Here is a 26,139-nt window from a genome sequence, read left to right as displayed (position 1 = left end):
TCAGGCTCCGAGTGCGGCGAGGATTTCGGCAGTCACGGTGTCGATGTCCTTCATGCCGTCGATGCGCTTGACAAGACCGCGGCGCTCGTAAATGTCGATCAGCGGGGTTGTTTGCTCGCCGTAGACATCGATCCGGCGGCGGATCGTTTCTTCGTTGTCGTCGCTACGGCCCTGCTCCTTGCCGCGCTGAAGAAGACGCTGAACAATGGCTTCGCTGTCAACGTCGAGAAGCACCACGGCGTCGAGCTCGACACCAAGCTTCGCGAGAATACCATCGAGGGCTTCAACCTGCGCGACGGTACGGGGGTAACCATCGAGAAGGAAGCCGTTCTTGGCGTCAGCTTCGCCGAGGCGCCCCTCGACCATGTCGTTCGTGACCGAATCGGGAACGTACTCGCCCTTGTCCATGTAGGACTTCGCGAGAACGCCAAGCTCGGTTTCCTTCGACACGTTTGCACGGAAGATGTCTCCGGTCGAAATGGCGGGGACACCGAGCTTCTCCACGATCCGCTCGGCCTGCGTGCCCTTGCCTGCACCCGGAGGACCAACGATAAGGAGGCGGCGTGCGGGGGTAGAGGCGTTCATCGGAGAATCCCTTCGTAGTGGTGCTGTTGGAGCTTGGAGCTGATCTGCTTCAAGGTATCGAGGCCAACACCGATAATGATGAGGAGCGAAGTTCCACCGAACGGGAATTTCTGATCCGCGCCAAGAAGCGCGAAGGCGATCAGCGGAACGAGGGCGAGGACGCCCAGGTAAAGCGACCCCGCGGAAAGCACGCGATTGATCACGTATTCGAGGTAACGCGCGGTCGGGCGCCCGGCACGGATACCGGGCACGAAACCGCCGTACTTCTTCATGTTGTCGGAAATTTCTTCAGCGTTGAAGGTGATCGACACGTAGAAGAACGCAAAGAACACAATGAGGGCGAAATACACGAGCGAGTAAACCCACGAGAATCCCTGACCGAGCACGAAGTGGGCATGGATCCACTGCACCCAAGCGGAGGTCGGATCACCGAAGGAAGCGATGAGCTGGGGAAGGGCGAGAAGGGAGGACGCGAAGATGATGGGGATCACGCCCGCCTGGTTGACCTTGATCGGGATATAGGTCGAGGAGCCACCCACGAGGCGACGGCCGACCTGGCGCTTCGCGTACTGCACCGGAATACGGCGCTGAGACTGTTCGACGTAGATCACAGCCACGACGATCACCATGCCTACGAGCATGACAAGAGCGAACGTCATCCAGCCCTGGAGCTTGAGGATCTGACCGAACGAGCCGGGGAAGCCAGCGGCAATCGACGTAAAGATGAGCAGCGACATGCCGTTGCCCACGCCCTTTTCGGTGATGAGCTCACCGAGCCACATGATCACGAGGGTGCCCGTGGTCATCGTGAGGATCATAAGAACAAGGATCCACCAGGACTGGTTGGGCACGAGGGGCAGGTTGCAGCCCGGGAAGAACGCACCGCTGCGCACGAGCGTAATCACGGTGGTGGATTGGAGAACGGCGAGGCCAATCGTCATGTAACGCGTGTACTGCGTGAGAGTTGCCTGCCCCGCCTGACCGTCCTTATGAAGCTCTTCGAACTTGGGGATCACCACGCGCAGAAGCTGCACGATAATCGACGCCGTAATGTACGGCATCACGCCAAGTGCGAAGACGGACATCTGTAGCAGCGCCCCGCCGGAGAACAAGTTCACCATGCCGAGCACTCCGCCGCCTTCACCACTGAGCGCCTGATCAGCACACGCGTTAATGTTCGTGAAGTCGAAGCCGGGGGTCGGTACGAACACACCGAAGCGATAAATGGCGAGCATTCCCAGAACAAACAGAAGCTTGTTCCTCAGCTCAGGGGTGCGGAAAGCGCGCACAAAGGCGTTGTCCACCAGGTTCCTCCTGTCGGGGCGGCCCGAGGGGTGGGCCAATAATGCACACGGGGCGCATTAGAGCAAGGGATTAATGGCCTATAAAAACAGGCACCGCGACTCAAAATATCCCGAGTCGCGGTGCCTGGTCAAAGAAGCACTATGAAATTTGCTTCAACTCACGCCACGGTGATCGAGCCGCCGGCGGCGGTGATCTTCTCCTCGGCCGAAGCCGAGAACTTCTGGGCGGTGATGTCAATCTTCACGGAAATGTCGCCGGAACCGAGCACCTTGACGGGCTGGTTCTTGCGCACGGCATTCTTCGCGACGAGATCCTCGACGGTGATCGTGCCACCCTCGGGGAACAGCGCCTCGATGGTATCCAGGTTCACGACCTGGAACTCCACGCGGAACGGGTTCTTGAAGCCACGCAGCTTGGGAAGGCGGCGGTGCATCGGGGTCTGACCACCCTCGAAGCCGGCCTTCACCTGGTAGCGAGCTTTCGTGCCCTTGGTACCGCGACCCGAGGTCTTACCCTTCGAGCCCTCACCGCGGCCCACGCGGATCTTGGCAGTCTTCGCGCCGGGAGCCGGGCGGAGATCGTGAAGCTTAAGCGGGTTTTCGTTAACCATGGATCAGTCCACCTCTTCAACCGTCACGAGGTGACGGACGGCATTGATCATGCCGCGAATCTCGGGGCGGTCTTCTTTCACAACGACGTCGCCGATGCGCTTGAGGCCGAGGCCTCGCACCGTCGAACGCTGTGCGTCGTTACCGCCAATTACAGACTTGACCTGAGTAACCTTGAGCTGCATCAGGCACCTACCTTCTCTTCACGTGCCTCGCGGGCCGCAGCGCGGCCCTCGGCCTGCGCACGGAGCAGGTAGCCGGGGGCGACCTCCTCGAGGGGAAGACCGCGGCGTGCTGCCACTGCCTCCGGCTCCTCGAGCTGCTTGAGGGCCTTGACGGTCGCGTGCACGATGTTGATCGTGTTCGAGGAACCGAGCGACTTCGACAGAACGTCGGCGACGCCCGCGCACTCGAGAACCGCACGCACCGGACCACCGGCGATTACACCGGTACCGGGTGCAGCCGGGCGAAGGAAAACGACGCCTGCGGCGTCCTCTCCCTGAACCGGGTGCACGATCGTGCCCTGGATGCGGGGAACACGGAAGAAGTTCTTCTTCGCTTCCTCAACACCCTTCGAAATGGCGGCAGGAACTTCCTTCGCCTTTCCGTAGCCGATGCCGACGGTGCCGTCGCCGTCGCCCACCACCACAAGCGCGGTGAAGGCGAAGCGGCGACCGCCCTTGACGACCTTCGAGACGCGGTTGATGGTGACAACGCGCTCGAGGAATACCGACTTCTCTTCCTGACGACCGCCACGGCCCTCGCCGCGGCGACCGCCCTGATTGCGGCCGTTGCCACGACCGCGGTTGTTACGATCCTCGTTTTCGCCCCTCCGACCGGAGGCCGCGGGACCATTGTTACGCTGCTCAGCAGCCATGTGAATCCTCTTCTCGTCCTATTTCCGGGGGGTGGTCACAGAGTCAGTCCGGCCTCGCGGGCACCGTCAGCAACGGCGGCCACGCGACCGTGGTACTTGTTGCCGCCACGGTCGAAGACCACGGCGTCAATACCGGCTTCCTTCGCGCGCTGCGCCACGAGCGAGCCGACCTGCTTGGCCTTCTCGGTCTTCGTGGCCTCCGAGGCGCGGAGGTCTGCTTCCATGGTCGACGCCGACGCGAGGGTGATGCCCTTCGTGTCGTCGATGACCTGAACGTACATGTGGCGCGCCGAACGGGTCACGGCGAGGCGGGGGCGCTCAGCGGTGCCCGCCACACGGCGACGGAGGCGCAGGTGACGGCGGCCGCGTGCGCGGACGCGGCTCTTGCGGTCACCGCGAGTGTGCTTTTCAGCGAAACCCATAATCACTTACCAGCCTTTCCGGCCTTGCGCTTCACGGTCTCGTCGGCGTAACGCACACCCTTGCCCTTGTACGGCTCGGGCTTACGAATCTTGCGAATCTTCGCGGCGGTCTCGCCGACCAGCTGCTTGTCAATACCCGACACCGAGAACTTGGTGGGGCTCTCCACGTTGAACGTGATGCCCATGGGGGCCTTCACGAGAACGGGGTGCGAGAACCCGAGTGCGAACTCGAGGTCGGTTCCCTTCGCGACAACACGGTAACCAGTGCCCACGATCTCGAGCTTCTTCTCGAAGCCCTCCGTGACGCCCTGGACCATGTTCGCGATGAGGGTGCGTGCGAGGCCGTGGAGGGCCTTGTTTTCACGCTCTTCGTTGGGGCGGCGCACAACGATCGAGCCGTCTTCAGCGCGCTCAACGCTGAGGGGCTTCGGAACGTCATACTGAAGCTCGCCCTTCGGGCCAGCGATCTGAACGTGCTGGCCATCGATCGTCACACCAGTGACGGAAGCCGGTACGGAAACCGGACGAAGTCCAATGCGGGACATTACGGTTCTCCTTTCCGGTTACCAGACGTAGGCGAGGACTTCCCCACCCACACCCTTCTTCGTGGCCTGCTTGTCGGTGAGGAGGCCGGAGGACGTGGACAGAATGGCCACGCCGAGGCCGCCGAGCACCTTGGGCAGGTTGGTGGACTTTGCGTATACGCGAAGGCCGGGCTTCGAGACACGGCGCACGCCCGAGATCGCACGCTCGCGATCGTCGGTGTACTTGAGTTCGATGACGAGGTTCTTTCCAACCTCGGCTTCTTCCTCGTGCCAGTCCTTGATGTACCCCTCGGCCTTCAGAATCTCCGCGATGCGGGACTTGAGGTTCGAGTACGGCATGGTCACGGAATCGTGGAACGCGGTGTTGGCGTTCCGGATTCGCGTGAGCATGTCCGCGATCGGATCAGTCATTGTCATGTCGAATGCTTCTTTCTCACCGTGGTTTCCCTCGCGTGAAGCGGGGACCTGTGGCGATAGTCCTTACCAGCTGCTCTTGGTGACACCGGGCAGTTCACCGCGGTGGGCCATCTCGCGAAGGCACACGCGGCAAAGGCCGAACTTGCGGTACACCGAGTGCGGGCGACCGCACTTCTGGCACCGGGTGTAGGCGCGCACAGCGAACTTGGGCTTGCGCTGCTGCTTGTTCTTAAGCGCTGTCTTGGCCATATCAGTTCTCCTTGAACGGGAAGCCGAGCGCACGAAGCAGCGCACGTCCCTCGTCGTCGGTCTTGGCGGTGGTCACCACGGTGATGTCCATGCCGCGAACACGGTCGATCTTGTCAGGATCGATCTCATGGAACATGACCTGTTCGGTGAGACCGAAGGTGTAGTTGCCGTTGCCGTCGAACTGCTTCGGCGAAAGACCGCGGAAGTCGCGGATACGCGGAAGAGCGGTCGAGAGCAGGCGGTCGAGGAACTCCCACATGCGAGCGCCGCGAAGAGTCGTGTAGCAGCCGATGGCCTGACCTTCACGAAGCTTGAATTGCGCGATCGACTTGCGGGCACGCGTCACCTGCGGCTTCTGGCCGGTGATCGCGGTCAGATCCGCGATGGCACCGTCGATGACCTTCGAATCGCGTGCGGCGTCGCCGACACCCATGTTCACGACGATCTTCGTGAGACCGGGGATGAGCATCGGGTTGGCATAGTTGAACTCGCTCTGGAGCGAATCCTTGATTTCTTCGTGGTACTTGGTCTTAAGGCGCGGGGTGGTCGTCTCAGTCATCAGATGTCCTTCCCGGTGCGCTTCGAGTAACGCACACGAATGGTCTTCGTGCGACCGTCCTCGAGCTCGACCTTCTCTTCACGGAAGCCCACGCGGGTGGGCTTGCCGTCATCAGCCACGAGGGCGACGTTCGAGATGTGGATCGGGGCTTCAACCTGCTCAATGCCACCGGCCTGGCCGTTGTAGCCGGGCTTGTTGTGGCGGGTGATGCGGTTGACGCCCTCGACGAGCACGCGCTGGGTGTCGGGGAACACCTGGAGCACGCGGCCCTGCTTGCCCTTGTCACCAGCGGTCAGTTCGCCCTTGCCCTTTTCGGCGCGGGTTTCGTTGCGCTTGGCGATCTTGTCTGCGTCGCTCGTGCGACCGGTGATGACCTGAACGAGGTCACCCTTCTTAATCTTCATGCTCATGTCACAGCACCTCCGGTGCCAGCGAGATGATCTTCATGAACCGGCGGTCACGCAGCTCACGGCCCACGGGGCCGAAGATACGCGTGCCACGCGGCTCGCCATCATTCTTGAGGATGACAGCTGCGTTCTCATCGAATCGGATGTATGAACCATCGGCACGGCGGCGTTCCTTCGTGGTGCGAACCACGACGGCCTTCACAACATCGCCCTTTTTGACGTTTCCGCCAGGGATTGCGTCCTTGACGGTCGCAACGATGGTGTCACCAATGCCGGCGTAACGGCGACCGGAGCCACCGAGAACACGGATGCAGAGGATTTCCTTTGCACCGGTGTTGTCGGCGACCTTGAGTCGCGACTCCTGCTGAATCACTAACGTTCTCCTTGCGTCTCGCCGGTTCTCTCGGCTTACGCCTCGAGCCTTGCGGAACGGATATCGGACTTGTTTTCCACCACGCTCACGGGTGGGCGCGGCGGCTTCCAGTTCCCGGGCATCAAAAAACCCCGAGCCGGACTCAGGCACTGCCGAAAGGCGATGCAAGGTCTCCGGCTGGGATGGGTCCCACTAGGGGCCCGAGGACCGGGTCCTGTGCTTAGTGGCGCATCCCGTGAACCTCTCGGTTTTCGGGTGCGTTCACACAGCAACCCGTCTAGTTTACGGCACACACGCTCTCTTCGTAAGGGGGCGGGGACGCCTTTGCATGTGTGCTTGGTCTCGCTGGGTGTGGCAACGCCTGGTGGGTCGGTGGGGTACGGCGCGCAGCCGTGGGTCCGACGGTGGCCGGCAAGCGTCGGACCTTCTTTTCACACGTGCCCTTCGCCCAGACTCGCATGGACGAGCGCCCGCGCCCTTTCCCGACTCGCACCTTCCAGGTGTTTTACCGCGCGGGCCCCGCAAACGGGAGCGTAAGGCTCACGGATGTTCCTTCGCCATGCCACGACGTAAGGGTCGCAGCGCCTCCGTGACGTTCGACGATCGCTTTGACCATGGGCAGACCGAGCCCCGAGCCCTCGATACCGCGAACCTCGCTCGCGCGACCGAGCTCTTCCCATACGAGCGGAAGGTCGTCCGGGGAAATCCCGAGCCCGGTATCCGCAACCTCGAGCACAATGCCGCTTTCGAGCTGGCGCCCCCGCACTTCGATCGCATCGCCCGGCCGCGAATACTTCACGGCATTGCTCAAAACGTTCACGAGGCACAGGAAGAGGAGGTCTTCGTCGCCGTTGATCGGCGGCAGAGGGCGCGGAGCCGTGGGAAGCGAGACGCGGATCGAGCGTTCGCTCGCACCGGGCACCTCGCGCGCGGTCTCGATGGCGTCGTGGACGAGGCGCGAAGGATCGATCTGCGTAATCTCGAGCTGCGTGTGCTCGACCTCCCCAATTTTCCGCAGGTCGCTCAGAAGGGAGGTGAGGCGGCGTGATTGGGCGTCGATGCTCGAGCGCTGGCGTTCGGACGGTTCGTCGGCAAGCGCCGCTCGAATGCCCTGGATCGGGTTCTTTATTTCGTGGTCGAGTCGGGCGATGAGCCGACGCCGGCTTGCCGTCTGCTCGGCCGCTGTTTCGCGCCGCGCCTTGTTCACGGCGTGGCGCGTGTACCACCACGCGCCGAGGGCGGGAAGCGCGGCGAGGGTGAGAACCGCGCCGATTGTGAGCGGGAGCCAGGCGAGCGACATCGAGAAGTAGATGTGCCTCGATTCGCCGAGGATGCTCCATACGAGGGAGGCCACCACGCCGATCGCGAGGGGAAGCGCGGCGAAAGCCGAGGCGTAGGCAAGTGGGTGTTTCTTCATGAACGTTCGACCTTCTGGGCGAAGCGATAGCCGAGGCTCGGGACTGTCTCGATGTACGTGGGGGAACCGTCGGCGGAACCAATCACGCGGCGGATCTCGGCGATCCGGTGGTCAACTGCTCGCGTGGTCACGATCGCATCGAACCCCCACACGGTCTGCAGGAGCCGCTCACGCGTGAACACTTCGCCGGGGTGCGCCATGAGGTACTCGAGGAGCGCGAACGCCCGTGGCGTGAGCTGGTCTTCTTTGCCACCCACGAAGATCCGCCGGGCCGTGCGATCGATGCGCAGCTCACCAGAGGTGAGTGTCGAGGACGTGCTGAGCGGGGCCGAGCCGCGAGAGCTTCGACGCAGAACTGCCCTGATCCGCGCGAGGAGTTCGTGCGGGTCGAACGGCTTGTTGAGGTAGTCGTCGGCCCCTTCGTCGAGCGCGGAGGCGCGCTCGAAGCTCTCCCCCACCTGGGTAAGAAGGATGACGGGAAGCCACTCATGGCGTTCCCGGATCCGGCGAAGCGCTTCTCGACCGTCCATGACCGGCATCATGACGTCGAGGATGACGAGATCGGGTTCCTCCTCATCGAGCCTCTCGAGCGCCTCGGCACCGTTCGCTGCCATGCGCACGTCAAGCCCACTGCGTGAGAGCACTCCCCCGAGATGTTCGCGAATCGTCTCATCGTCATCGACGAGCAGGATGCGCTGACGCGCCGGATCGGCCGGCTCCGATGAACCGGCCGATCCCGACGCGAATGAAGGAGTGTGGCTACCCGTCATAGCGGATCTCCACGCGCCTGTTCTTGGCGCGTCCTTCCGGGTTGTCCTCATCGCCGTTCTTGTTCGGCTCCACGGGCTTCGTGTCGCCGTGGCCTGCGACCTCGAGCTTGAGGTCAGGGCGGGCCGCGGAGATCGCGTCGGCCACCGCCTGGGCGCGCTCCTTGGAGAGCACGTCGTTTCCTCGATGGTACGGGATGTTGTCAGTGTGCCCATCGACCTTCACGGTTGCACCCTGGGGAACGTCTTTGACAAGCTCCCCGATGCGTTTCTTCGCCGGGTCAGATAGTTTGTTCGAGCCGTAATCGAAGAGGATGTCCGAGTTCAAGGTGACAACCTTCGTGTTGCCCTCTTGTGTATCGGTATTGAGGTCTTCGATGTTTTGCTCGAGCTGGTAGATATTCTGCTCGAGGGGAAAAATATTGGGCTCGTACGTACCGATCGTGCTCGGCGGCTCGGGGGCAGGCGTTTCGTCCCCATTGTCCGCGAGGGCCGCGGGGCCCGCAGCGAAGACGAAAGCCGCGGCCGTGAGGCTTACAAGGTGACGCTTTTTCACTTGATTTCGACCCCCTTCGCGACCTCACCCGTCGACCACAGCATCACGTCCATGGTCTTGACGTCCGCCGGCGGAGCGGCAAAGGTCGCAAAAGCATACGCGGTCTGACCGGGCATGATGTCCACATCGTGGAGTTCAGTCATTGCACGCTCTTGGGTATTCTCCGTCGCAAGTGGCGTGTGCTTTCGAAGGTTCTTCGTGTCGATAACGAATGGCGTCCACCTTTCATTACCGTTGAGGTAAAAGAAACCCTGCGCCTCCTTCACAGTCGTATTGAGCTTGAACGAGTAGAGGGCGGTGACGGTCTCCCCCTCTCGCTTCAGCCCGTGAAGCGAAGCCGTGACAGTCGCGTTCGGATCGCCCTTGACGACGACAGGAGCCTCCGTCGTGAAGATCGGCGCGGGGTAGTTCGCCCCGTTGGGGTCCCCCGCCACCTGCTGGCCGTTTGCGCCGCCCTGATCGGAACCTGCCGGCGAAGCGCCGCCGGCATCGCTCGCGCCCTGCGCGGGATTCGCGCCGTCGGACCCGCTTCCCTGATCGCCGCTGTTGCTGTTGTCTGCAGGGGCTGCCGCGCTCGTCTGCTCCGTGGGCTTCTCATCGCTGCTACCGAGCACGCCGAAAGAGCATCCGCTCGCACCGGCAACAAGAAGAGACGCGGCTGCAAGGCCTGCCGCGAGGCGGCGCTTCGTCATCGTGGTCGTCGTCATGGGATTCACTCCTCAAAGTCACGGGAGCCGCTTCTCGCCTCCTCGTTACCTCCACGCTATTGCCCGGATATCGCGGCGGCGTTGCGACGCGGTACCTACTCTGCCATGCCGTGTCGCAGATTTGCGACAACTGTCGTCACGCGCATGGCCATCGGTCATCGTAACGCCACGCGGGCGCGAACACCCGCTCAATAGCGGAAGGGGCCGCCCGCTGATAAGCGGACGACCCCTTCTCGGAGATCTTTCGGGCTGAGCCCGACAGATTTACTTAGCCTTCTCGATGATTTCGACGAGACGCCAGCGCTTCGAGGCGCTCAGCGGCCTGGTCTCCATGATGCGAACGCGGTCGATCTTGTCCTGATCGATCTCATGGAAAATGGCCTGTTCCGTGAGGCCGAAGGTGCAGTTGCCGTTGCCGTCGAACTCCCTCGGCGACAAGGCCACGGTTCCCACGAAGCGAACCGCCAAGAACAAGAAGACCGGAGAGACGGACACAAAGACCTCGACGTTCACCCTCGTCAAGGAAGATGGAAAGTGGGTCATCTCCGACTGCGGAAACATGTTTGAGAATTAACCCTTTTCCACCGAATGTGGGGCCGGCCGCCTTTGGCCGGCCCCACATTGCTTTGCCAATCCTCGTTGTTGTTCGCGCGTCACACGGGCGAGCTTCTCGCCCGTGACCCCAACCGAAGCCCAAGCCCAAGCCCAAGCCCAAGCCCAAGCTGCGCCCTACCTCCCAATCCCCAAGCCTCCGCAACACATGTTTGCACGTGCAATCTCAGGCGGGTATGTTTGCAACTGTAACGCAGGTCATGCGAAAGGTGCACAATGACCTACCCCCACTACTCCCCTGCACCCCCCCCCATACGCCCGCCCCCAAGGTTCCAGTAGGGGCGTTTTTTGTGGCATTTGCGGTTGCCTAAGCTTGCTCAGCCTCGCCGGTATCGCCGCCCTCGTTCTCGTCATCGGCGGTGGAGCGGCCCTCATCCATGGTCCCAAGAACACTGTGGACGACATGTTCGCTGCCATTGAGTCCCAGGATTGTTCGGCATTCACGGGCGCTCTCGAGGATCAAGCGGCTGACAGCGTCGATTGCGAGCGTTTCAAGGAAGCCGCAGCGGAAATCGACCGTCGCGGCGGATTCGACTACGACATCACACACATCAGCACCGAAAACACCAAGGCCCAGGTGGAGGTCACCACCACACTGCACGACCCAGCCGTGAGCGTCCCCGAGACAGACCACGTCTTCGACCTCGAGCTCCAGGATGGCGAATGGAAGATCACTGGAAGCAAGAGCAGCAACAACAGCTGGAAGATGCCGTGACAGCGAAGCCCAAGGCCGCCATTATCCTCACCGCGTGCACCGCCCTCGTTATCGCTGGGCTTTGTGCCGGAACCCTCGCATTGTGGCTGCTGCTCACCCCGGACAGCGAAGAAGACACAATCAAGGAATCCGCTCATGCATGAGCCATGAGCGTCCGGCAAGATTCGTGCCCCGGGTTGAAGGCAACCGTCGGCCCCGCTTCCCGCACAGCCGCAGCGAACTCCAGAAGCCGCTCATTGCACCACCCCGCCCCCGAATGCCCGAAGACGGACGCGTTGCGGGTATCGATGTTCGCGGCAGGATTGCCCGGGCCCAGTACGAGTACGGCGACGCGGCACATATGGGCTTCACGCCCGAACTCACCGGGTCCCTCACGTTGGCAAAGCAGGCCGACGGCAGCTGGCGCGTCACGAACCTCGCACGTGGGAATCACTCGCAACCCGCACCACGAAGGCACAAAAGAGAGGCCGGGGTGGGTCCGCATTGCGAATCCACCCCGGCCTCTCTATGTTCAGGCGAACCTGAGAACGGCTTACTTAGCCTTCTCGAGAATCTCCACCAGACGCCAGCGCTTGGAAGCGCTCAGCGGGCGGGTTTCCATGATGCGAACAAGATCGCCGACACCGGCGGTGTTCTCCTCATCGTGGGCCTTGAACTTCTTGTGCTTCTTCATAACCTTGCCGTACAGCGAGTGCTTCACGCGCTCCTCGACCTCGACGACGATGGTCTTATCCATCTTGTCGGAGACGACGTAGCCGCGCTGAGTCTTGCGGTACGGACGCTCTTCAGCGACCTGATTTTCGTTCATTACCTAACCTCGCTCGTTCACTCGGCCGAACCGGGGGCCTGGCGGATCCCCAGCTCGCGCTCGCGCAGGATCGTGTAGATCCGTGCGATGTCCTTCTTGACCGAACGCAAGCGAGCGCTCGACTCGAGCTGACCGGTCGCGCCCTGGAAACGGAGCTTGAACAGCTCGTCCTTGGCCTTCGCGAGTTCTTCGGTGAGCTTCGCGTCATCGAGCTTGTTGAGCTCGTCAGCGGTAAGCTTCGTGGCTGCCATCAGATGTCACCACCCTCTCGGCTGAGGATTCGGCACTTCATGGGGAGCTTGTGCATGGCAAGGCGCAGTGCCTCGCGTGCAGTCGGCTCATCGACGCCGGCAACCTCGAACATGACGCGGCCGGGCTTGACGTTCGCTACCCAGAACTCCACCGAACCCTTACCGGAACCCATGCGGACCTCGGCAGGCTTCTTCGTGAGGGGGCGATCGGGGTAGATGTTGATGTACACCTTGCCGCCACGCTTCATGTAGCGCGTCATGGCGATACGTGCAGCCTCAATCTGGCGGTTGGTGACGTAGGCGGGCTCGAGAGCCTGGATGCCGTAGTCGCCGAACGCGAGATCGAAGCCACCCTTGGCCATACCGGTACGGGTGGGGCGATGCTGCTTGCGGTGCTTGGTCCTACGCGGAATCAGCATTGGACTCAGGCCTCCGTTCCCTTATCGGCCGGAGCGGCAGCGGGAGCCTCGGTAGCGGCCTGAGCCTGAGCCGAAGCTTCCGCCTTCTCACGGCGGGCGGCGTTGCGCTCGTTGCGGCGGCCACGGGGGCGCTCAGCGCGCGGACCACGGCCCTGGCGCGGAGCCTGGGCGGCCTGCTGTGCAGCGAGTTCCTTGGACGTGATGTCGCCCTTGTAGATCCACACCTTCACGCCGATGCGGCCGAATGCGGTGCGGGCCTCGTAGAAGCCGTAGTCGATGTTCGCGCGAAGCGTGTGCAGAGGCACGCGGCCTTCACGGTAGAACTCGCTGCGGCTCATTTCGGCGCCACCGAGGCGGCCCGAAACGGCGACACGGATACCCTTCGCGCCTGCACGCTGCGCGGACTGAATGCCCTTGCGCATCGCACGGCGGAAGGACACGCGGCTCGCGAGCTGCTCGGCGATGCCCTGAGCAACGAGCTGCGCGTCTGCCTCGGGGTTCTTGACCTCGAGGATGTTGAGCTGAATCTGCTTGCCCGTCAGCTTCTCGAGCTGACCGCGGAGACGCTCGGCCTCCGCGCCACGGCGACCGATCACGATGCCGGGGCGAGCGGTGTGCAGATCAACGCGAACGCGATCACGGGTGCGCTCGATCTCGACCTTCGACACGCCAGCACGCTCAAGCCCCTCGGAGAGGAGGTTGCGGATGGCGACGTCTTCCTTCACGTAGTCGCGGTAGCGCTGACCTTCCTTCGTGGAGTCGGCGAACCAGCGGCTCGTGTGGTCGGTCGTAATACCGAGGCGGAACCCGTTGGGATTGACCTTCTGGCCCACTAGCGGGTCTCCTTCTTCTTCGACGGGGCAACAGCCACGGTGATGTGGCTGGTGCGCTTCTTGATCTGGAATGCGCGACCCTGAGCACGCGGCTGGAACCGCTTCATGGTCGGGCCTTCGTCGACGAACGCAGCGGACACGACGAGATCCTGCTCATCGAAACGCTCCCCTGCCTGATTTGCCTTCACGCGGGCGTTGGCGATCGCGGACTTTACGAGCTTCGAGACGGGCTCGCTGGCGGCCTGCGGTGCGAACCGCAGGATCTCCAGGGCTTCACCCGTGCTCTTACCACGAATAAGGTCAACGACGCGCCGGGCCTTCATGGGCGAAATACGGATGAACCGCACCTGCGCCTTGGCTTCCATTGCTGTCCTGCTTTCTTTAGTGAATAGCGAGGGCCATCATCACTACGCCGGAGCGGCGATTAGCGACGACGTCCCTTCATGTCGTCCTTGTCATGGCTGCGGAAAGTGCGCGTGGGAGCGAACTCGCCGAGCTTGTGGCCCACCATCGACTCGGTGACGAACACCGAGACGTGCTTGCGGCCATCGTGCACTGCGAAAGTGTGGCCGAGGAAGTCCGGCGTGATGACCGAACGGCGCGACCAGGTCTTGATGACGTTCTTGGTACCGGCTTCGTTCTGAGCGTCGACCTTCTTCTGAAGGTGATCGTCAACGAAGGGGCCCTTAGCAATACTGCGTGGCATATCTGTTTATCCCTCGTCCTATCAGCGCTTTTTGCCGGTACGGCGGCGGCGCACGATGAGCTTGTCGCTTTCCTTGTTCGGCTTGCGGGTGCGGCCTTCCGGCTGGCCCCAAGGCGAAACGGGATGACGACCGCCCGACGTGCGGCCCTCACCACCACCATGCGGGTGGTCCACGGGGTTCATCACAACACCACGGACGTGCGGGCGCTTGCCCTTCCAGCGCATGCGGCCGGCCTTGCCCCAGTTGATGTTGGCTTGTTCGGCGTTGCCCACTTCGCCGATGGTCGCGCGGCAGCGCGCATCGACGTTGCGGATTTCGCCGGACGGCATACGAAGCTGGGCGAACTTGCCTTCCTTAGCGACGAGCTGCACGGAGGCACCCGCCGAACGGGCGATCTTCGCGCCACCACCGGGGCGGAGCTCGATAGCGTGCACAACGGTACCCACGGGGATGTTGCGCAGCGGAAGGTTGTTGCCGGGCTTGATGTCGGCGCTCGGGCCGCTTTCGAGCACGTCACCCTGGCGAAGCTTCGCCGGGGCGAGGATGTAGCGCTTCTCGCCGTCCATGTAGTGGAGCAGCGCGATACGAGCGGTACGGTTCGGGTCGTACTCGATGTGGGCGACCTTAGCGTTGACGCCGTCCTTGTCGTGGCGACGGAAGTCAATCACACGGTAGGCACGCTTGTGGCCACCACCGCGGTGACGCGAGGTCACGCGACCCTTGTTGTTACGGCCACCCGTCTTGGACAGGGGGCGGACCAGCGACTTCTCCGGCTCACTACGAGTGATCTCGACGAAGTCGGCGACGCTCGAACCGCGACGGCTCGGCGAGGTCGGCTTGTTCTTACGAATTCCCATCGTGGGTTTCCTCAGACTCTCTCGTTTGTCTTCGGGTCACGACCGCTCAGGCGGTCGCGCCTCCGAAGATGTCGATGGATCCGTCCTTGAGGGTGACAATGGCGCGCTTGGTGTCGTTGCGCTTGCCAATGCCGAAACGCGTGCGACGCGTCTTGCCCTGACGGTTGATGGTGTTCACCGAAGCAACCTTGACGTCGAAGATTTCCTCGACGGCGAGCTTGATTTCGGTCTTGTTAGCGCGGCGATCGACGACGAAGACGTACTTGCCTTCGTCCATCTGGCCGTAGGACTTCTCGGTGAGGACCGGCGCGAAAAGGATGTCGCGCGGGTTCTTGTGGATCGAGGTCACTTGGCTTCCTCCTCATCGGCCGGGCGAACGGCGTTCACAAAGCCGGCAGCTTCCGCTGCCTCCGGCGTCGCGAACCAGACCTCAGCCTTGGTGCGGCCGTACCACGGCGATTCTTCGGTGTGGTACTTCATGGAGTTGCTGTTGCCCTTGATGGTGAAACCTTCGGGGGCCTTGCCACCGTCGAGCGGAAGGGCGCTGCCTTCGCCGTAGGGAGCTTCAACAGCCTCGGGCGCGGTCTTCGCCTCAGCCTTGGCGGCCACGGGGGCAGCCTCGGTGGTGGACTGCGAAGGAGCCTTCACAGCGGCGAGCGTTGCACCAGCCACGAAGTCCTCGAGCGCACCTTCGGTGAAGACGACATGGTCAGAAGCCATCACGTCGTAGGTGTTGAGCTGATCGGCGAACAGCACGTGAGCGTTCGAGAGGTTGCGCGAGCTGAGCGCGCCGACCTCATCGTCACGGCGAACAACCAGGAGGAAGTTCGAGCTGTCCGATACGGTAGCGATGGTCTTCGCCACGAGCTTCGTCGAGGGCTTGTCGCCCTCGAGAAGCGCGGTGAAAACGTGGACGCGACCGAAGCGGGCGCGATCCGAGAGGGCGCCGCGGAGGGCAGCAGCCTTCATCTTCTTCGGCACACGCTGCGTGTAGTCGCGCGGGACCGGGCCGTGCACAACGCCACCGCCGGTCCACTGGGGTGCGCGGATCGAGCCCTGGCGAGCGCGACCGGTACCCTTCTGCTTCCACGGCTTACGGCCACCACCGCGGACCTCGCCGCGGGTTTTGGCCTTGTGCGTGCCCTGGCGAGCTGCGTTGAGCTGAGCCGTCACGACCTGGTGGATAAGCGCCACGTTGGTCTGGACATCGAAGATGTGAGCGGGAAGCTCGGCGGTGCCAGTCTTCTTGCCTGCGGGGTCGAGAACGTCGACCGTCAGGTTGTTAGCCATGAAAATCAGGCTCCCTTCTTCGGACCCTTGACGGCCGAGCGAACCAGCACGATGCCACCCTTGGGGCCGGGAACGGCACCCTTGATGAGCACGAGGTTCTTCTCGGCGTCCACCGCCTGAACGGTGAGGTTCTGGACGCTGTTGCGGTTACCGCCCATGCGGCCCGCCATGCGCATGCCCTTGAACACGCGTGCGGGGGTCGAGGCGCCACCGATCGAGCCAGGCTTGCGGTGGTTGCGGTGCTGACCGTGCGAGGAGCTCACACCGGCGAAGCCGTGGCGCTTCATGACGCCCGCGTTGCCCTTGCCCTTGGTCGTGCCGACGACGTCGACCTTCTGGCCGGCCTCGAAGACCGACGCGTCGATCTCCTGGCCGAGCTCGTACTCCGCGGCATCAACCGTGCGGAGCTCAACGAGGTGACGGCGCGGCGTCACGCCGGCCTTCTCGAAGTGACCCTTGAGGGGCTTCGTCACCTTACGGGGATCAATCGCGCCGTACGCGATCTGGACAGCGTCGTAGCCATCAACGTCCTGTGAGCGGACCTGCGTGACAACACACGGGCCGGCCTGAACCACGGTCACGGGGACGATCTTGCCGTCCTCATCCCACACCTGGGTCATGCCAAGCTTGGTGCCGAGCACGCCATTGATGACGCGATCGCGCTGCCCTGTCAGTTCGTTACTCATGTGTTCCGATACCTCAGAGCTTGATCTCGATGTTGACGTCCGCAGGCAGGTCGAGGCGCATCAGCGAATCCACAGCCTTGGGCGTGGGATCGACGATGTCGATGAGGCGCTTGTGGGTGCGCATCTCGAACTGCTCACGGGAATCCTTGTACTTGTGCGGCGACTTGATCACAACGAAAACGTTCTTCTCAGTCGGCAGCGGCACCGGGCCCACGACCGTTGCACCAGCGCGGGTGACAGTGTCGACGATTTTGCGCGCCGAGCTGTCAATCACCTCGTGGTCATACGACTTGAGCCGGATGCGGATCTTCTGTCCCGCCATAGCCTAGGTCTATCTCTTTCTCTAAAACCGCTCTTACATGGAGTGGGCCAGACCGACACCCGCGGTCGGGTGTGTCGCTCTTGCGAGGCGCAAAAAGGCCGCGCGAAACCCATGTCCTTGCGACTGTTCCCTCAAACGATGCGCCCTCAGCGGAGTTTCCACACTGTTCGCATCCTTGGGCTGAGCGTCATCCGGTGGTCATTCCCAGAGATGGGGAACGGAACCGGGCATGGCCGCTCGCGCAAGCAACTCATCTAGTTTGCCACGTATCTCAAATGGGCACCAGGGGCTCAGGCGTGGAACGCCTCACAAGCAGAAAGCGTCTGGCACACGGCTTCCCTACCCAGACCGTTCGTCGCACGCACGACGGCGCACTCGCGCTCCCTCTGCTCGGCACCCGCGGCCGAGGCCCGCCGGGCACCCACTCATCCGCACACGTGCGCAGCGAAGCACCCTAGAGTAGAGGCATGAGTCAACAGCCAAACAACCCGCTCCAGTCGCGAGCATTCTCCCTCGAATTTCCGCAATCGCTCGGAACTTACCACGAGTACTCCGACGTCCAACGTTTAGTCGACACCCTTGCCGACGCCGGGTTCCCCGTCCACAACACCCTCATCGTAGGAACCGACCTACGTCTCATCGAGCGCGTGACCGGACGCAAAACGTGGACGCGCGTCATTCTCGGCGGGGCACTGAGCGGCATGTGGATGGGCCTATTCGTGGGCCTCCTCTTCAGCATGCTCTCCGAGCAGTGGCTCTCAACCATTCTCAGTTCAATCGTGCTCGGCGCGGTGTTCTTCACCGTGTGGGCAGTGATCGGCCATGCCATGAGTGGCGGTGAGCGCGACTTCACCTCAATGACCGCCACGGTTCCGATGCAATACGAGCTGCTCGTCGAGCACCGCAACGTCATGGACGCCCGCCGCATTCTCTCCGAGGCCGGGGTACGCCTCGGCGAGGGGGCTTTTGGCGGCGTAGGCCCGGCTGCCCCTTCCTCCGGTCGACCAGCACAAAGACCTAGCGCACAAAACGGAGGAACCCCGACTTACGGCCAACCAGGCTCGACGCCCGCCGACGGCAACACCGATGCGGACAACACCGGTGCCGCCCCGAGTGACGGCAGCCAGCCGGCGAAACGCCCTACGTACGGTCTACCGTCGGACCCTGCCGAAACGACCGAACGAGACTAAGCTCGCACGGTCCCTTCACCGCCAATCAACCACCCACTCACAGAAAAACGCCCCGGACGAATTGAACTGGCCCCCGAAAGTTGGACCGGTTTAACTCTAGGCGGTTAGGGCTTCAAGGGCCTGATCTCGATATTGCATCGGGGTCAGGCCCTTGAGCCGTTGTTGGATGCGTTCAGTGTTGTACCACTGGACGTACTCGTCGATCGCCTGGTTGAACTCTGCGACGGTGTCGAAGATTTCTCCGTGGTACATCTCGGTTTTCAAGTGTCCGAAGAAATTCTCCATGACCGCGTTGTCGTAACAGTTGCCTTTACGGGACATCGACTGAACACCACCGTTGTCATGAATGAGGTTGCGCCAGGACGAATGCTGGTACTGGAAGCCTTGATCGGTGTGGATCATCCACCCAGGTTCAGGTGCACACGTTTTAATCGTCTGAGTTAAAGAATCAGCGGTAAACGTTGTCGACGGCGATGTAGCCACGGTGTGGGCAACAATTGAACGGTCGAACAGATCCATCACCGGTGACAGGTAGACCTTGCGGCCTTGGACCCTGAACTCGGTGACGTCGCTGGCAAAGACGGTATTTGGCTTATCTGGGGTGAACTTGCGGTCAAGGGTGTTGTCGGCAATGTGGCTGATCGTCCTGCTATAGGAAACATACGGCCTGCGCTGGCGGACTTTGGCTCGAAGCCCCATCTCGCACATGAGTTTGTAGACGAGCTTGTGGTTGACCACCCACCCCTGGTTGCGCAGGTCAAGTAGCACTCGTCGGTAGCCGTAGCGATGCTTGTTACGCTCGAAGCTTTCCCGGATCGCGTCTTTGAGCGCAGCGTGCTTATCCGGCTCGCTGAGTCGTTTCTGGTGGTAGAAGAACGTCGATCTCGGCATGCCTGCCGCATCTAAAAGGTCTTGCAGGCGATGCTGTGACTTGAGGATGACAATCGCCTGGACTTTCAGGCGCGTCCCTGATTCCTCAAGTCCCGCAATTTTTTTAGATAGGCGTTTTCCGCTTCCAACCGTGCGATCTGGCGACGTAGCTTCTCTTCCTGCGAGAGCGGCTTCGGTGCGATAGCGCCTTTGGGTCTGCCCTTGGGCTTCGGTTTTAGTGCCTCATCGCCACCTTTACGCCATTTCCACGACCACGCTCTGACTAGCTGCTGCGACGACAGACCAAATTCGCGCGCAAGATCCATCGCTGTCTCACCAGCAAGGTAGCGCTCGGCAACTTCCTTTTTGATTTCGAACGAATACTGCTGCTTAGTCGGTTTCTCCACAAGACACAGCCTGCCATGCAACTTAAACCGACGACAGAGCGTACGGACGGCGTATCTAGAGACCCCAAGAGCATTAGCAGCAGCTCTATAGCCCATGCCTTGCTCAAAAAGTTCAACCAACTGCTCGCGCTGATGCTCACTCAGCGAACTTTGTGCTCTCAACGAAAACTACTCCCCACTAGTCGGTAACTGATTTCTCAGTCCAACTAATGGGGAGCAGTTCAAATCCGGGGCGTTTTCCTTTAACTCTGCAGGCTATGCAGCGTCAGATCACTTGATGATCTTGGTGACGCGGCCCGAGCCAACGGTACGGCCACCCTCACGGATAGCGAAGCCGAGGCCCTCTTCCATAGCGATCGGCTGGATGAGCTCAACGGTCATCTCGGTCGAGTCGCCAGGCATGACCATCTCGGTGCCCTCGGGGAGGGTGATAACGCCGGTCACGTCGGTGGTACGGAAGTAGAACTGCGGGCGGTAGTTCGAGTAGAACGGGTTGTGGCGGCCACCCTCGTCCTTCGAGAGGATGTAGACCTGGCCCTCGAAGTCGGTGTGCGGGGTGATTGAACCCGGCTTCACGACAACCTGGCCGCGCTCCACGTCTTCACGCTTGGTACCACGGAGGAGGAGGCCACAGTTCTCGCCTGCCCAAGCCTCGTCCATCTGCTTGTGGAACATCTCGATACCGGTGACGGTGGTCTTCTGAGCCTCGCGGATACCCACGATCTCGATTTCCGAGTTGATGGCAAGCTTGCCACGCTCGACCTTACCGGTCACAACGGTGCCACGACCGGTGATGGTGAAGACGTCCTCGATCGGCATGAGGAACGGCTTGTCCATGTCGCGAACCGGATCCGGGATCGACTCGTCGACGGCAGCCATGAGGTCCTGAACCGACTTGACCCACTGCTCGTCGCCCTCGAGCGCCTTGAACGCCGAAACGCGAACGACGGGAGCGTCCTCATCGAACTCCTGCGAAGCGAGAAGCTCACGGACCTCCATCTCGACGAGCTCGAGGATTTCCTCATCGTCGACCATGTCGCACTTGTTGAGTGCAACGAGGAGGTAGGGAACGCCAACCTGGCGAGCAAGAAGAACGTGCTCGCGGGTCTGCGCCATGGGGCCGTCGGTGGCGGCAACCACGAGGATTGCGCCGTCCATCTGAGCAGCGCCGGTAATCATGTTCTTGATGTAGTCGGCGTGGCCCGGAGCGTCGACGTGAGCGTAGTGACGCTTGTCGGTCTGGTACTCGATGTGGGAGATGTTGATCGTGATGCCGCGCTGCTTTTCCTCAGGGGCATTGTCGATCTGATCGAAGTTGCGCTTCTCGTTGAGGTCGGGGTACTGATCGTACAGAACCTTCGAGATAGCAGCGGTCAGCGTGGTCTTGCCGTGGTCAACGTGACCGATGGTGCCGATGTTGACGTGCGGCTTCGTACGCTCGAACTTGGCCTTAGCCATAGTGTGTCCTCCTAGGACTTTGGTTGGGTGTACTTCTGTTGAACGGGTGGGGCGCCTCCGAATGGAGGCGACCCAAGCGGTCCGAGAACCAGCGAACAGATCTACTCTACCCGCTAATTCCCGTAAGGCTTACTCGCCCCGCGTCTTCGCGATGATCTCTTCCGAGATGTTCCTCGGGACCTCCGCGTAGCTGTCGAACTGCATCGTGTACATCGCGCGGCCCTGCGTGAAGGAACGCAGGTCGCCAATGTAGCCGAACATTTCGGACAGCGGGACGAGAGCACGGATAATCTTGACCCCGCTCGCGTCCTCCATCGACGAAACCTGACCGCGTCGCTTGTTCAGGTCGCCGATGACATCTCCCATGTACTCCTCGGGAGTACGAACCTCGACGCTCATGATCGGCTCGAGGAGAATCGGCTGGGCCTTCTTGAGGGCCTCGCGCGTCGCCATCGAACCGGCAATCTTGAACGCCATTTCCGAGGAGTCCACGTCGTGGTAAGCACCGTCAATAAGCGATGCCTTGACGTTCACCACCGGGTAGCCGGCGAGAACGCCGGACTGGAGCGCATCCTGAATACCCGCGTCAACGCTCGGGATGTATTCACGCGGGATGCGACCACCGGTGACGAGGTTTTCGAACTCGTAGAACACGCCTTCTTCAGCGTCGGTAAGAGGCTCGAAGGTGATCTGAACCTTACCGAACTGACCGGAACCACCGGTCTGCTTCTTGTGCGTGTAATCGAACTTCTCAACGGTCTTCTTAATCGACTCGCGGTAGGCCACCTGCGGCGAGCCCACGTTCGCTTCGACCTTGAACTCGCGGCGCATGCGGTCCACGAGCACGTCGAGCTGAAGCTCGCCCATGCCCTTGATGACCGTCTGGCCGGTTTCCTCGTCGAGTTGAACCTGGAAGGTCGGGTCTTCCTTGGCGAGACGCTGAATCGCGATACCGAGCTTCTCCTGGTCGCCCTTCGTCTTCGGCTCGATGGCCATCGAGATCACGGGCTCCGGGAAGGTCATCGACTCAAGCGCGATCGGGTGCTGCGCGTCGCACAGCGTGTCGCCGGTGGTCGTGTCCTTCAGACCGATGAACGCGTAGATGTGGCCCGCGAATGCCTCGTCGACCGGGTTCTCCTGGTTCGAGTGCATCTGGAAGAGCTTGCCGACGCGCTCCTTCTTGCCCGTATTGGCGTTGAGCACCTGGGAGCCCGTCTCCACGTGACCGGAGTAGACGCGCACGTAGGTCAGCGAACCGAAGAACGGGTGCGCAGCGACCTTGAACGCGAGAGCCGAGAAAGGCTCATCGGCCGACGGCTTACGCGTGAGCTCCTTTTCCTCGTCCTTCACGTCGTGACCGATCATCGGCGGCACGTCGAGCGGCGACGGGAGGAAGTCGATCACGGCGTTGAGCATGGGCTGCACGCCCTTGTTCTTGAACGCCGAACCGCAGAACACCGGGTAGGCCTGCGAGGAAATCGTGAGCTCGCGAATGCCCTTCTTGAGGTCCTCGAGCGAGAGGTCGCCCTCTTCGAGGTACTTCTCCATGAGCTCTTCGCTCGCCTCAGCGACGTCTTCGACGAGCTTCTCGCGGTATTCCTCAGCCTTGGCCTGAAGGTCTTCCGGGATCGGAATCTCCTTCTGGTACTGACCGAGGGCCGCATCACCCTTCTTCTTATTGAACTCAGGGGCGTCCTCTTCGAACTCCTCGGGCCACTCGTAGGCCTTCATCTCGAGGAGGTCGATCACGCCGCGGAACTCAGACTCAGCACCGATCGGCACCTGCATCACGAGCGGCTTCGCCTTGAGGCGGTCAACGATGGTGCCAACGGTGAAGAAGAAGTCCGCACCCATCTTGTCCATCTTGTTGACGAAGCAGATGCGCGGCACGTCGTACTTGTCGGCCTGGCGCCACACGGTCTCCGACTGCGGCTCGACACCTTCCTTGCCGTCAAACACGGCAACGGCACCGTCGAGAACGCGAAGCGAGCGCTCCACCTCAACGGTGAAGTCGACGTGGCCTGGCGTGTCGATGATGTTGATCTGGTTGTCGTGCCAGTAGCAGGTGGTTGCCGCGGACGTAATGGTGATGCCGCGTTCCTTCTCCTGCTCCATCCAGTCCATCGTGCCGGCACCATCGTGGGTTTCGCCAAGCTTGTAGTTGACGCCGGTGTAGTACAGGATGCGCTCGGTGGTGGTGGTCTTACCAGCATCGATGTGTGCCATGATGCCGATGTTGCGGACCTTGTTGAGGTCCTTAAGCACTGCAAGTGCCACGGGCTATGCCTTTCTGCGCTTCGGTTCGAGGACCGCCGGTGATTACCAGCGGTAGTGAGCGAAGGCCTTGTTGGACTCCGCCATCTTGTGGGTGTCTTCGCGACGCTTCACAGCGGCACCGAGGCCGTTCGAAGCGTCGAGGATCTCGTTCATCAGGCGCTCGGTCATCGTGTGCTCACGGCGAGCACGCGAGTAGCCAACGAGCCAACGCAGAGCGAGGGTCGTCGAACGACCGGCACGAACCTCAACGGGCACCTGGTAGGTGGCACCGCCGACGCGGCGGGAGCGAACCTCGAGCGAAGGGCGGATATTATCCAGGGCCTTCTTGAGGGTCGCTACAGGGTCCTGGCCGTTCTTCTCGCGGCAGCCCTCGAGGGCACCGTAGACGATACGCTCAGCGACGGTCTTCTTGCCGTCGAGGAGAACCTTGTTGATGAGCTGAGTAACGATGGGCGAACCGTAAACCGGGTCGACCACGAGCTGACGCTTGGGAGCTGCACCTTTACGTGGCATTACTTCTTCTCCTTCTTCGCGCCGTACCGCGAGCGCGCCTGCTGGCGACCCTTCACGGCCTGGGTATCGAGCGAACCACGAACGACCTTGTAGCGGACGCCCGGGAGGTCCTTCACACGACCGCCGCGAACGAGGACGATCGAGTGCTCCTGGAGGTTGTGGCCTTCACCGGGGATGTAGGCCGTCACTTCGACACCGGAGGAGAGACGAACACGCGCGATCTTACGGAGCGCCGAGTTCGGCTTCTTGGGGGTGGTGGTGTACACACGGGTGCACACGCCGCGGCGCTGGGGCGACCCCTTGAGCGCGGGCGTGCTCGAGGCGACAGGCTTGTCCTGACGACCCTTGCGCACCAACTGCTGAATAGTAGGCACTTGTTCTCTTTCTGTCGCTAGCCACGCTCTTCACGAGGCCAGATCACCTTCTTTGCCCACAGGCGCCGAAGCACCGTGTCCACGGGTGTGGAGTGGGCCGCGACTCGAGGCCGACCCCCGCGTTCGGGTGTGTCGATCTCGACCCGCTCAAGCCTCAGACGAGGCCCGGTGGCTGAGGTACCGTACCCCCGCTCATTGCGCTCGCACGAGGCGAGGCCGCGAGAGGGCATAGGGCACCCAGACACAGTTCATCAGTCTACGTTGCAGGATTTATTTCGGTCAAAGGACTGGGCGGACTTCGTTGTACATCACATGCGGAGAAACTTTGAAGTGTCGCGCAGGCAACAGCAAAGAAAACGGGCCGACGGTTGCTGAGTACCGTCGGCCCGAAATTCGCGAGTGCTGATTTACTCGACGATCTGCCAGTCGACGCGCGCCACTCCGGAGCTCACGCCACCGATGCTCTTCATCGCCGCGTACGAAAGGTCGAGGCAGCGACCGCCCACGTACGGGCCGCGGTCATTGATGCGCACGACCACGCTGCGGCCATTGGCCTTGTTGGTCACGCGCACGCGCGTGCCGAACGGCAGGCTCTTGTGGGCCGCGGTGTACGCATGCGTATTGAAACGCTCACCGCTCGCCGTGGGGCCACCGTCCGTTCCGTCGCCGTTGCCGTAGAACGAGGCACCGCACGAACGAACGCCACTCACAGCCTTACCGCCCTGGGGCGCGGATTCGCTGCGCTTTTTGCGGCTCGGCTTGGTGTCATCGCTGCTATCCGCGCTCACGTCCTCGCTCTTCGATTCCTCAACGGGGCGCTTCTTGGTGCCCTTGGCGATGACCTCGGTGACGGGCTCCTTCGTGACCTCTTCCTTCACGACTTCCTCGCCCGTTACTTTTCCGTCGGTCGTCGAAACCTTCTTGACGATGGTCTTTTCGCCCTTTTCGCCCTTCGTGACCACGCGAGTTTCGCCTTCGTAGATCGCGTCATCCTTGCGGGTTTCGGTCTTGTAGTCGATCGCTACCTTCTCGGTCTTCTCCTCGGCATTGAGACGCACGAGGTGAATCGTGTCGCCGTCCTTGAGAACGGTGTCGCGCGAAGGCGTGACCTCATCATCAGCATCAACCGAATCGGCGAAATACTTGTCAAGAAGATCCTGCACCGTGCGGGTGGTCGTTCCCTCAGCGACCCACGATCCGTTCATGCCGGTCACAGTGATGTCCTTGGCCGTTGTCACGGTCACGGCACCATCGAGATCGTCAAGCGCGGTTTCGGGCTTCGGGGACACCGCGGCCCCTTCGGTGTCGATTCCGGCCTGTGCGAGGGCATCGGCAACCGTGCCCCCCTCGACGAGAACGGACTGCTCTTTGCCGTCGACACTGAGCTTCACTTCGTCGCGTTCTTTCACGACGATCTTGTCACCCGAGTCGATCGACTCACCGAGCGCCGGCTGAACGAGGTCGGTGTGGGCCACATCCACGCCGTGTGCTTCGAGGATGTCGGACACCTTCGAGTCAAACGTGCGGAAGGTATCCACACGACCGTAGGCGTTCACGGTCACCTCGCTCGACATCGCGTAGGCGGCGCCACCGCCACCGCCCGCGAATACGGTCGCGAGTGCGGCTGCGGCGATGATCGGAGTCTTCTTCTTCACGAGTGTCCTTCGCATTGACGAGTGCACGGGAAGTGTCGCGCGGTGGGCGCGAGTGCGGATTTCTTGAATAAGTCCATCTTGTCGCGCCTTCACGCGCGCGG

35 protein-coding genes and 3 pseudogenes are annotated in these 26,139 nt (G+C 61.9%); 3 read left to right on the top strand and 35 right to left on the bottom strand.

All coding sequences use genetic code 11. The features are described 5' to 3' along the window. The 17 genes and pseudogenes from NBW56_RS08785 to rpsQ (NBW56_RS10150) form a co-directional block, all read right to left on the bottom strand. Positions 1 to 585, bottom strand: a complete 585-nt coding sequence (locus NBW56_RS08785; protein WP_250258876.1) for an adenylate kinase — start codon at positions 583 to 585, stop codon at positions 1 to 3. After that, the gene (gene secY, locus NBW56_RS08780; protein ID WP_250258875.1) at positions 582 to 1,889 is read right to left on the bottom strand and encodes a preprotein translocase subunit SecY; all 1,308 of its coding nucleotides are present in this window, start codon (positions 1,887 to 1,889) and stop codon (positions 582 to 584) included. The genes NBW56_RS08785 and secY overlap by 4 nt, the downstream gene beginning before the upstream one ends. Positions 1,890 to 2,047: 158 nt before the next feature. Further along, a complete protein-coding gene (gene rplO, locus NBW56_RS08775; RefSeq protein WP_126847859.1) occupies positions 2,048 to 2,500 on the bottom strand; it encodes a 50S ribosomal protein L15 in 453 nt (150 codons plus the stop codon). Positions 2,501 to 2,503: 3 nt separating this feature from the next. Then, a complete protein-coding gene (gene rpmD, locus NBW56_RS08770) occupies positions 2,504 to 2,686 on the bottom strand; it encodes a 50S ribosomal protein L30 (RefSeq protein ID WP_034372287.1) in 183 nt (60 codons plus the stop codon). Beyond that, on the bottom strand, positions 2,683 to 3,375 hold the full coding sequence (gene rpsE / locus NBW56_RS08765; RefSeq protein ID WP_250258874.1) for a 30S ribosomal protein S5: 693 nt from the start codon (positions 3,373 to 3,375) through the stop codon (positions 2,683 to 2,685). The genes rpmD and rpsE overlap by 4 nt, the downstream gene beginning before the upstream one ends. Before the next feature lie 35 nt (positions 3,376 to 3,410). Then, positions 3,411 to 3,797 carry a 50S ribosomal protein L18 gene (gene rplR, locus NBW56_RS08760; protein ID WP_034372282.1) on the bottom strand — a complete coding sequence of 129 codons (387 nt, stop codon included), beginning with the start codon at positions 3,795 to 3,797 and terminating at the stop codon, positions 3,411 to 3,413. Between the two features lie 2 nt (positions 3,798 to 3,799). Continuing rightward, positions 3,800 to 4,342 carry a 50S ribosomal protein L6 gene (gene rplF, locus NBW56_RS08755; protein ID WP_250258873.1) on the bottom strand — a complete coding sequence of 181 codons (543 nt, stop codon included), beginning with the start codon at positions 4,340 to 4,342 and terminating at the stop codon, positions 3,800 to 3,802. Positions 4,343 to 4,360: 18 nt separating this feature from the next. After that, entirely contained in the window at positions 4,361 to 4,759 is a 399-nt protein-coding gene (gene rpsH / locus NBW56_RS08750) for a 30S ribosomal protein S8 (protein ID WP_065247397.1), read from the bottom strand. 63 nt (positions 4,760 to 4,822) lie between these two features. Next, positions 4,823 to 5,008, bottom strand: coding sequence for a type Z 30S ribosomal protein S14 (locus NBW56_RS08745; RefSeq protein ID WP_016664040.1), 186 nt, complete (start codon positions 5,006 to 5,008; stop codon positions 4,823 to 4,825). 1 nt (position 5,009) lies between these two features. Further along, positions 5,010 to 5,567: a 50S ribosomal protein L5 gene (rplE, locus tag NBW56_RS08740; protein WP_065247396.1), complete on the bottom strand. Its 558-nt coding sequence runs from the start codon at positions 5,565 to 5,567 to the stop codon at positions 5,010 to 5,012. Beyond that, positions 5,567 to 5,977: a 50S ribosomal protein L24 gene (rplX, locus tag NBW56_RS08735; protein ID WP_055089370.1), complete on the bottom strand. Its 411-nt coding sequence runs from the start codon at positions 5,975 to 5,977 to the stop codon at positions 5,567 to 5,569. Before rplX ends, rplE begins: the two co-directional genes overlap by 1 nt. A gap of 1 nt (position 5,978) precedes the next feature. Beyond that, on the bottom strand, positions 5,979 to 6,347 hold the full coding sequence (gene rplN / locus NBW56_RS08730) for a 50S ribosomal protein L14 (RefSeq protein WP_016664037.1): 369 nt from the start codon (positions 6,345 to 6,347) through the stop codon (positions 5,979 to 5,981). Between the two features lie 505 nt (positions 6,348 to 6,852). Continuing rightward, positions 6,853 to 7,764: a sensor histidine kinase gene (locus NBW56_RS08725; RefSeq protein ID WP_250258872.1), complete on the bottom strand. Its 912-nt coding sequence runs from the start codon at positions 7,762 to 7,764 to the stop codon at positions 6,853 to 6,855. Beyond that, positions 7,761 to 8,534 carry a response regulator transcription factor gene (locus NBW56_RS08720; protein ID WP_250258871.1) on the bottom strand — a complete coding sequence of 258 codons (774 nt, stop codon included), beginning with the start codon at positions 8,532 to 8,534 and terminating at the stop codon, positions 7,761 to 7,763. The genes NBW56_RS08725 and NBW56_RS08720 overlap by 4 nt, the downstream gene beginning before the upstream one ends. After that, positions 8,524 to 9,087: an OmpA/MotB family protein gene (locus NBW56_RS08715; RefSeq protein WP_250258870.1), complete on the bottom strand. Its 564-nt coding sequence runs from the start codon at positions 9,085 to 9,087 to the stop codon at positions 8,524 to 8,526. The genes NBW56_RS08720 and NBW56_RS08715 overlap by 11 nt, the downstream gene beginning before the upstream one ends. Further along, positions 9,084 to 9,794 carry a hypothetical protein gene (locus tag NBW56_RS08710; protein ID WP_250258869.1) on the bottom strand — a complete coding sequence of 237 codons (711 nt, stop codon included), beginning with the start codon at positions 9,792 to 9,794 and terminating at the stop codon, positions 9,084 to 9,086. Before NBW56_RS08710 ends, NBW56_RS08715 begins: the two co-directional genes overlap by 4 nt. Positions 9,795 to 10,058: 264 nt before the next feature. Beyond that, positions 10,059 to 10,232, bottom strand: a pseudogene (gene rpsQ / locus NBW56_RS10150) (30S ribosomal protein S17); the annotation flags it as partial. 487 nt (positions 10,233 to 10,719) lie between these two features. Here rpsQ (NBW56_RS10150) and NBW56_RS08695 point away from each other — a divergent pair. Together NBW56_RS08695 and NBW56_RS08690 are read left to right on the top strand one after the other, a co-directional pair. Next, a complete protein-coding gene (locus NBW56_RS08695) occupies positions 10,720 to 11,121 on the top strand; it encodes a hypothetical protein (protein ID WP_150333562.1) in 402 nt (133 codons plus the stop codon). After that, positions 11,118 to 11,264 (top strand): hypothetical protein, encoded by a 147-nt coding sequence (locus NBW56_RS08690; RefSeq protein ID WP_168161978.1) that lies wholly within the window; start codon positions 11,118 to 11,120, stop codon positions 11,262 to 11,264. The genes NBW56_RS08695 and NBW56_RS08690 overlap by 4 nt, the downstream gene beginning before the upstream one ends. Positions 11,265 to 11,653: 389 nt before the next feature. On the opposite strand, the gene rpsQ (NBW56_RS08685) is transcribed toward NBW56_RS08690, so the two are convergent. Genes rpsQ (NBW56_RS08685) through rpsJ form a run of 11 tightly spaced genes read right to left on the bottom strand, consistent with a single transcriptional unit; the run spans position 11,654 to position 17,294 of the window. Beyond that, positions 11,654 to 11,929: a 30S ribosomal protein S17 gene (gene rpsQ, locus NBW56_RS08685; RefSeq protein WP_016664029.1), complete on the bottom strand. Its 276-nt coding sequence runs from the start codon at positions 11,927 to 11,929 to the stop codon at positions 11,654 to 11,656. 17 nt (positions 11,930 to 11,946) lie between these two features. After that, positions 11,947 to 12,180 carry a 50S ribosomal protein L29 gene (rpmC, locus tag NBW56_RS08680; RefSeq protein WP_016664028.1) on the bottom strand — a complete coding sequence of 78 codons (234 nt, stop codon included), beginning with the start codon at positions 12,178 to 12,180 and terminating at the stop codon, positions 11,947 to 11,949. Continuing rightward, on the bottom strand, positions 12,180 to 12,599 hold the full coding sequence (rplP, locus tag NBW56_RS08675) for a 50S ribosomal protein L16 (RefSeq protein ID WP_016664027.1): 420 nt from the start codon (positions 12,597 to 12,599) through the stop codon (positions 12,180 to 12,182). Before rplP ends, rpmC begins: the two co-directional genes overlap by 1 nt. Positions 12,600 to 12,604: 5 nt before the next feature. Then, on the bottom strand, positions 12,605 to 13,432 hold the full coding sequence (gene rpsC, locus NBW56_RS08670; protein WP_065247391.1) for a 30S ribosomal protein S3: 828 nt from the start codon (positions 13,430 to 13,432) through the stop codon (positions 12,605 to 12,607). Next, positions 13,432 to 13,797 (bottom strand): 50S ribosomal protein L22, encoded by a 366-nt coding sequence (gene rplV, locus NBW56_RS08665; protein ID WP_250258868.1) that lies wholly within the window; start codon positions 13,795 to 13,797, stop codon positions 13,432 to 13,434. The genes rpsC and rplV overlap by 1 nt, the downstream gene beginning before the upstream one ends. Positions 13,798 to 13,856: 59 nt before the next feature. Next, complete coding sequence (gene rpsS / locus NBW56_RS08660; protein WP_065247389.1) at positions 13,857 to 14,138, bottom strand: 30S ribosomal protein S19; 282 nt, start codon at positions 14,136 to 14,138, stop codon at positions 13,857 to 13,859. 21 nt (positions 14,139 to 14,159) lie between these two features. Beyond that, on the bottom strand, positions 14,160 to 14,996 hold the full coding sequence (gene rplB / locus NBW56_RS08655; RefSeq protein WP_065247388.1) for a 50S ribosomal protein L2: 837 nt from the start codon (positions 14,994 to 14,996) through the stop codon (positions 14,160 to 14,162). 46 nt (positions 14,997 to 15,042) lie between these two features. Continuing rightward, positions 15,043 to 15,345: a 50S ribosomal protein L23 gene (gene rplW / locus NBW56_RS08650; protein WP_065247387.1), complete on the bottom strand. Its 303-nt coding sequence runs from the start codon at positions 15,343 to 15,345 to the stop codon at positions 15,043 to 15,045. Then, positions 15,342 to 16,286 carry a 50S ribosomal protein L4, sunset domain variant gene (gene rplD / locus NBW56_RS08645; protein WP_250258867.1) on the bottom strand — a complete coding sequence of 315 codons (945 nt, stop codon included), beginning with the start codon at positions 16,284 to 16,286 and terminating at the stop codon, positions 15,342 to 15,344. The genes rplW and rplD overlap by 4 nt, the downstream gene beginning before the upstream one ends. 5 nt (positions 16,287 to 16,291) lie before the next feature. Continuing rightward, a complete protein-coding gene (rplC, locus tag NBW56_RS08640) occupies positions 16,292 to 16,972 on the bottom strand; it encodes a 50S ribosomal protein L3 (RefSeq protein WP_250258866.1) in 681 nt (226 codons plus the stop codon). 13 nt (positions 16,973 to 16,985) lie between these two features. Further along, on the bottom strand, positions 16,986 to 17,294 hold the full coding sequence (gene rpsJ / locus NBW56_RS08635) for a 30S ribosomal protein S10 (protein ID WP_055089348.1): 309 nt from the start codon (positions 17,292 to 17,294) through the stop codon (positions 16,986 to 16,988). 467 nt (positions 17,295 to 17,761) lie between these two features. Between rpsJ and NBW56_RS08630 the strand changes: the two genes are divergently transcribed. Continuing rightward, entirely contained in the window at positions 17,762 to 18,484 is a 723-nt protein-coding gene (locus NBW56_RS08630; RefSeq protein WP_250258865.1) for a YflT domain-containing protein, read from the top strand. 96 nt (positions 18,485 to 18,580) lie between these two features. Here the strand turns inward: NBW56_RS08630 and NBW56_RS08625 are convergent. The 7 genes and pseudogenes from NBW56_RS08625 to NBW56_RS08600 form a co-directional block, all read right to left on the bottom strand. After that, positions 18,581 to 19,770: pseudogene (locus NBW56_RS08625) on the bottom strand (IS3 family transposase); the annotation flags it as partial. A gap of 12 nt (positions 19,771 to 19,782) precedes the next feature. Next, positions 19,783 to 19,881, bottom strand: a pseudogene (locus NBW56_RS10190) (hypothetical protein); the annotation flags it as partial. 150 nt (positions 19,882 to 20,031) lie between these two features. Further along, on the bottom strand, positions 20,032 to 21,219 hold the full coding sequence (gene tuf / locus NBW56_RS08620; RefSeq protein ID WP_126847875.1) for an elongation factor Tu: 1,188 nt from the start codon (positions 21,217 to 21,219) through the stop codon (positions 20,032 to 20,034). A 129-nt stretch (positions 21,220 to 21,348) separates the two neighbouring features. After that, a complete protein-coding gene (fusA, locus tag NBW56_RS08615; RefSeq protein ID WP_250258864.1) occupies positions 21,349 to 23,496 on the bottom strand; it encodes an elongation factor G in 2,148 nt (715 codons plus the stop codon). A gap of 42 nt (positions 23,497 to 23,538) precedes the next feature. Continuing rightward, entirely contained in the window at positions 23,539 to 24,009 is a 471-nt protein-coding gene (rpsG, locus tag NBW56_RS08610) for a 30S ribosomal protein S7 (RefSeq protein ID WP_016664015.1), read from the bottom strand. Next, a complete protein-coding gene (gene rpsL, locus NBW56_RS08605) occupies positions 24,009 to 24,383 on the bottom strand; it encodes a 30S ribosomal protein S12 (protein ID WP_016664014.1) in 375 nt (124 codons plus the stop codon). The genes rpsG and rpsL overlap by 1 nt, the downstream gene beginning before the upstream one ends. Before the next feature lie 407 nt (positions 24,384 to 24,790). Beyond that, entirely contained in the window at positions 24,791 to 26,038 is a 1,248-nt protein-coding gene (locus NBW56_RS08600) for a septal ring lytic transglycosylase RlpA family protein (RefSeq protein WP_250258863.1), read from the bottom strand. Positions 26,039 to 26,139: the final 101 nt, after the last annotated feature.

This window comes from Dermabacter sp. Marseille-Q3180, assembly GCF_940792985.1.
Lineage (GTDB): Bacteria > Actinomycetota > Actinomycetes > Actinomycetales > Dermabacteraceae > Dermabacter > Dermabacter vaginalis.
Note: the sequence above shows the minus strand (reverse complement) of the source record. Positions and strands in the feature narration are given on the sequence as shown.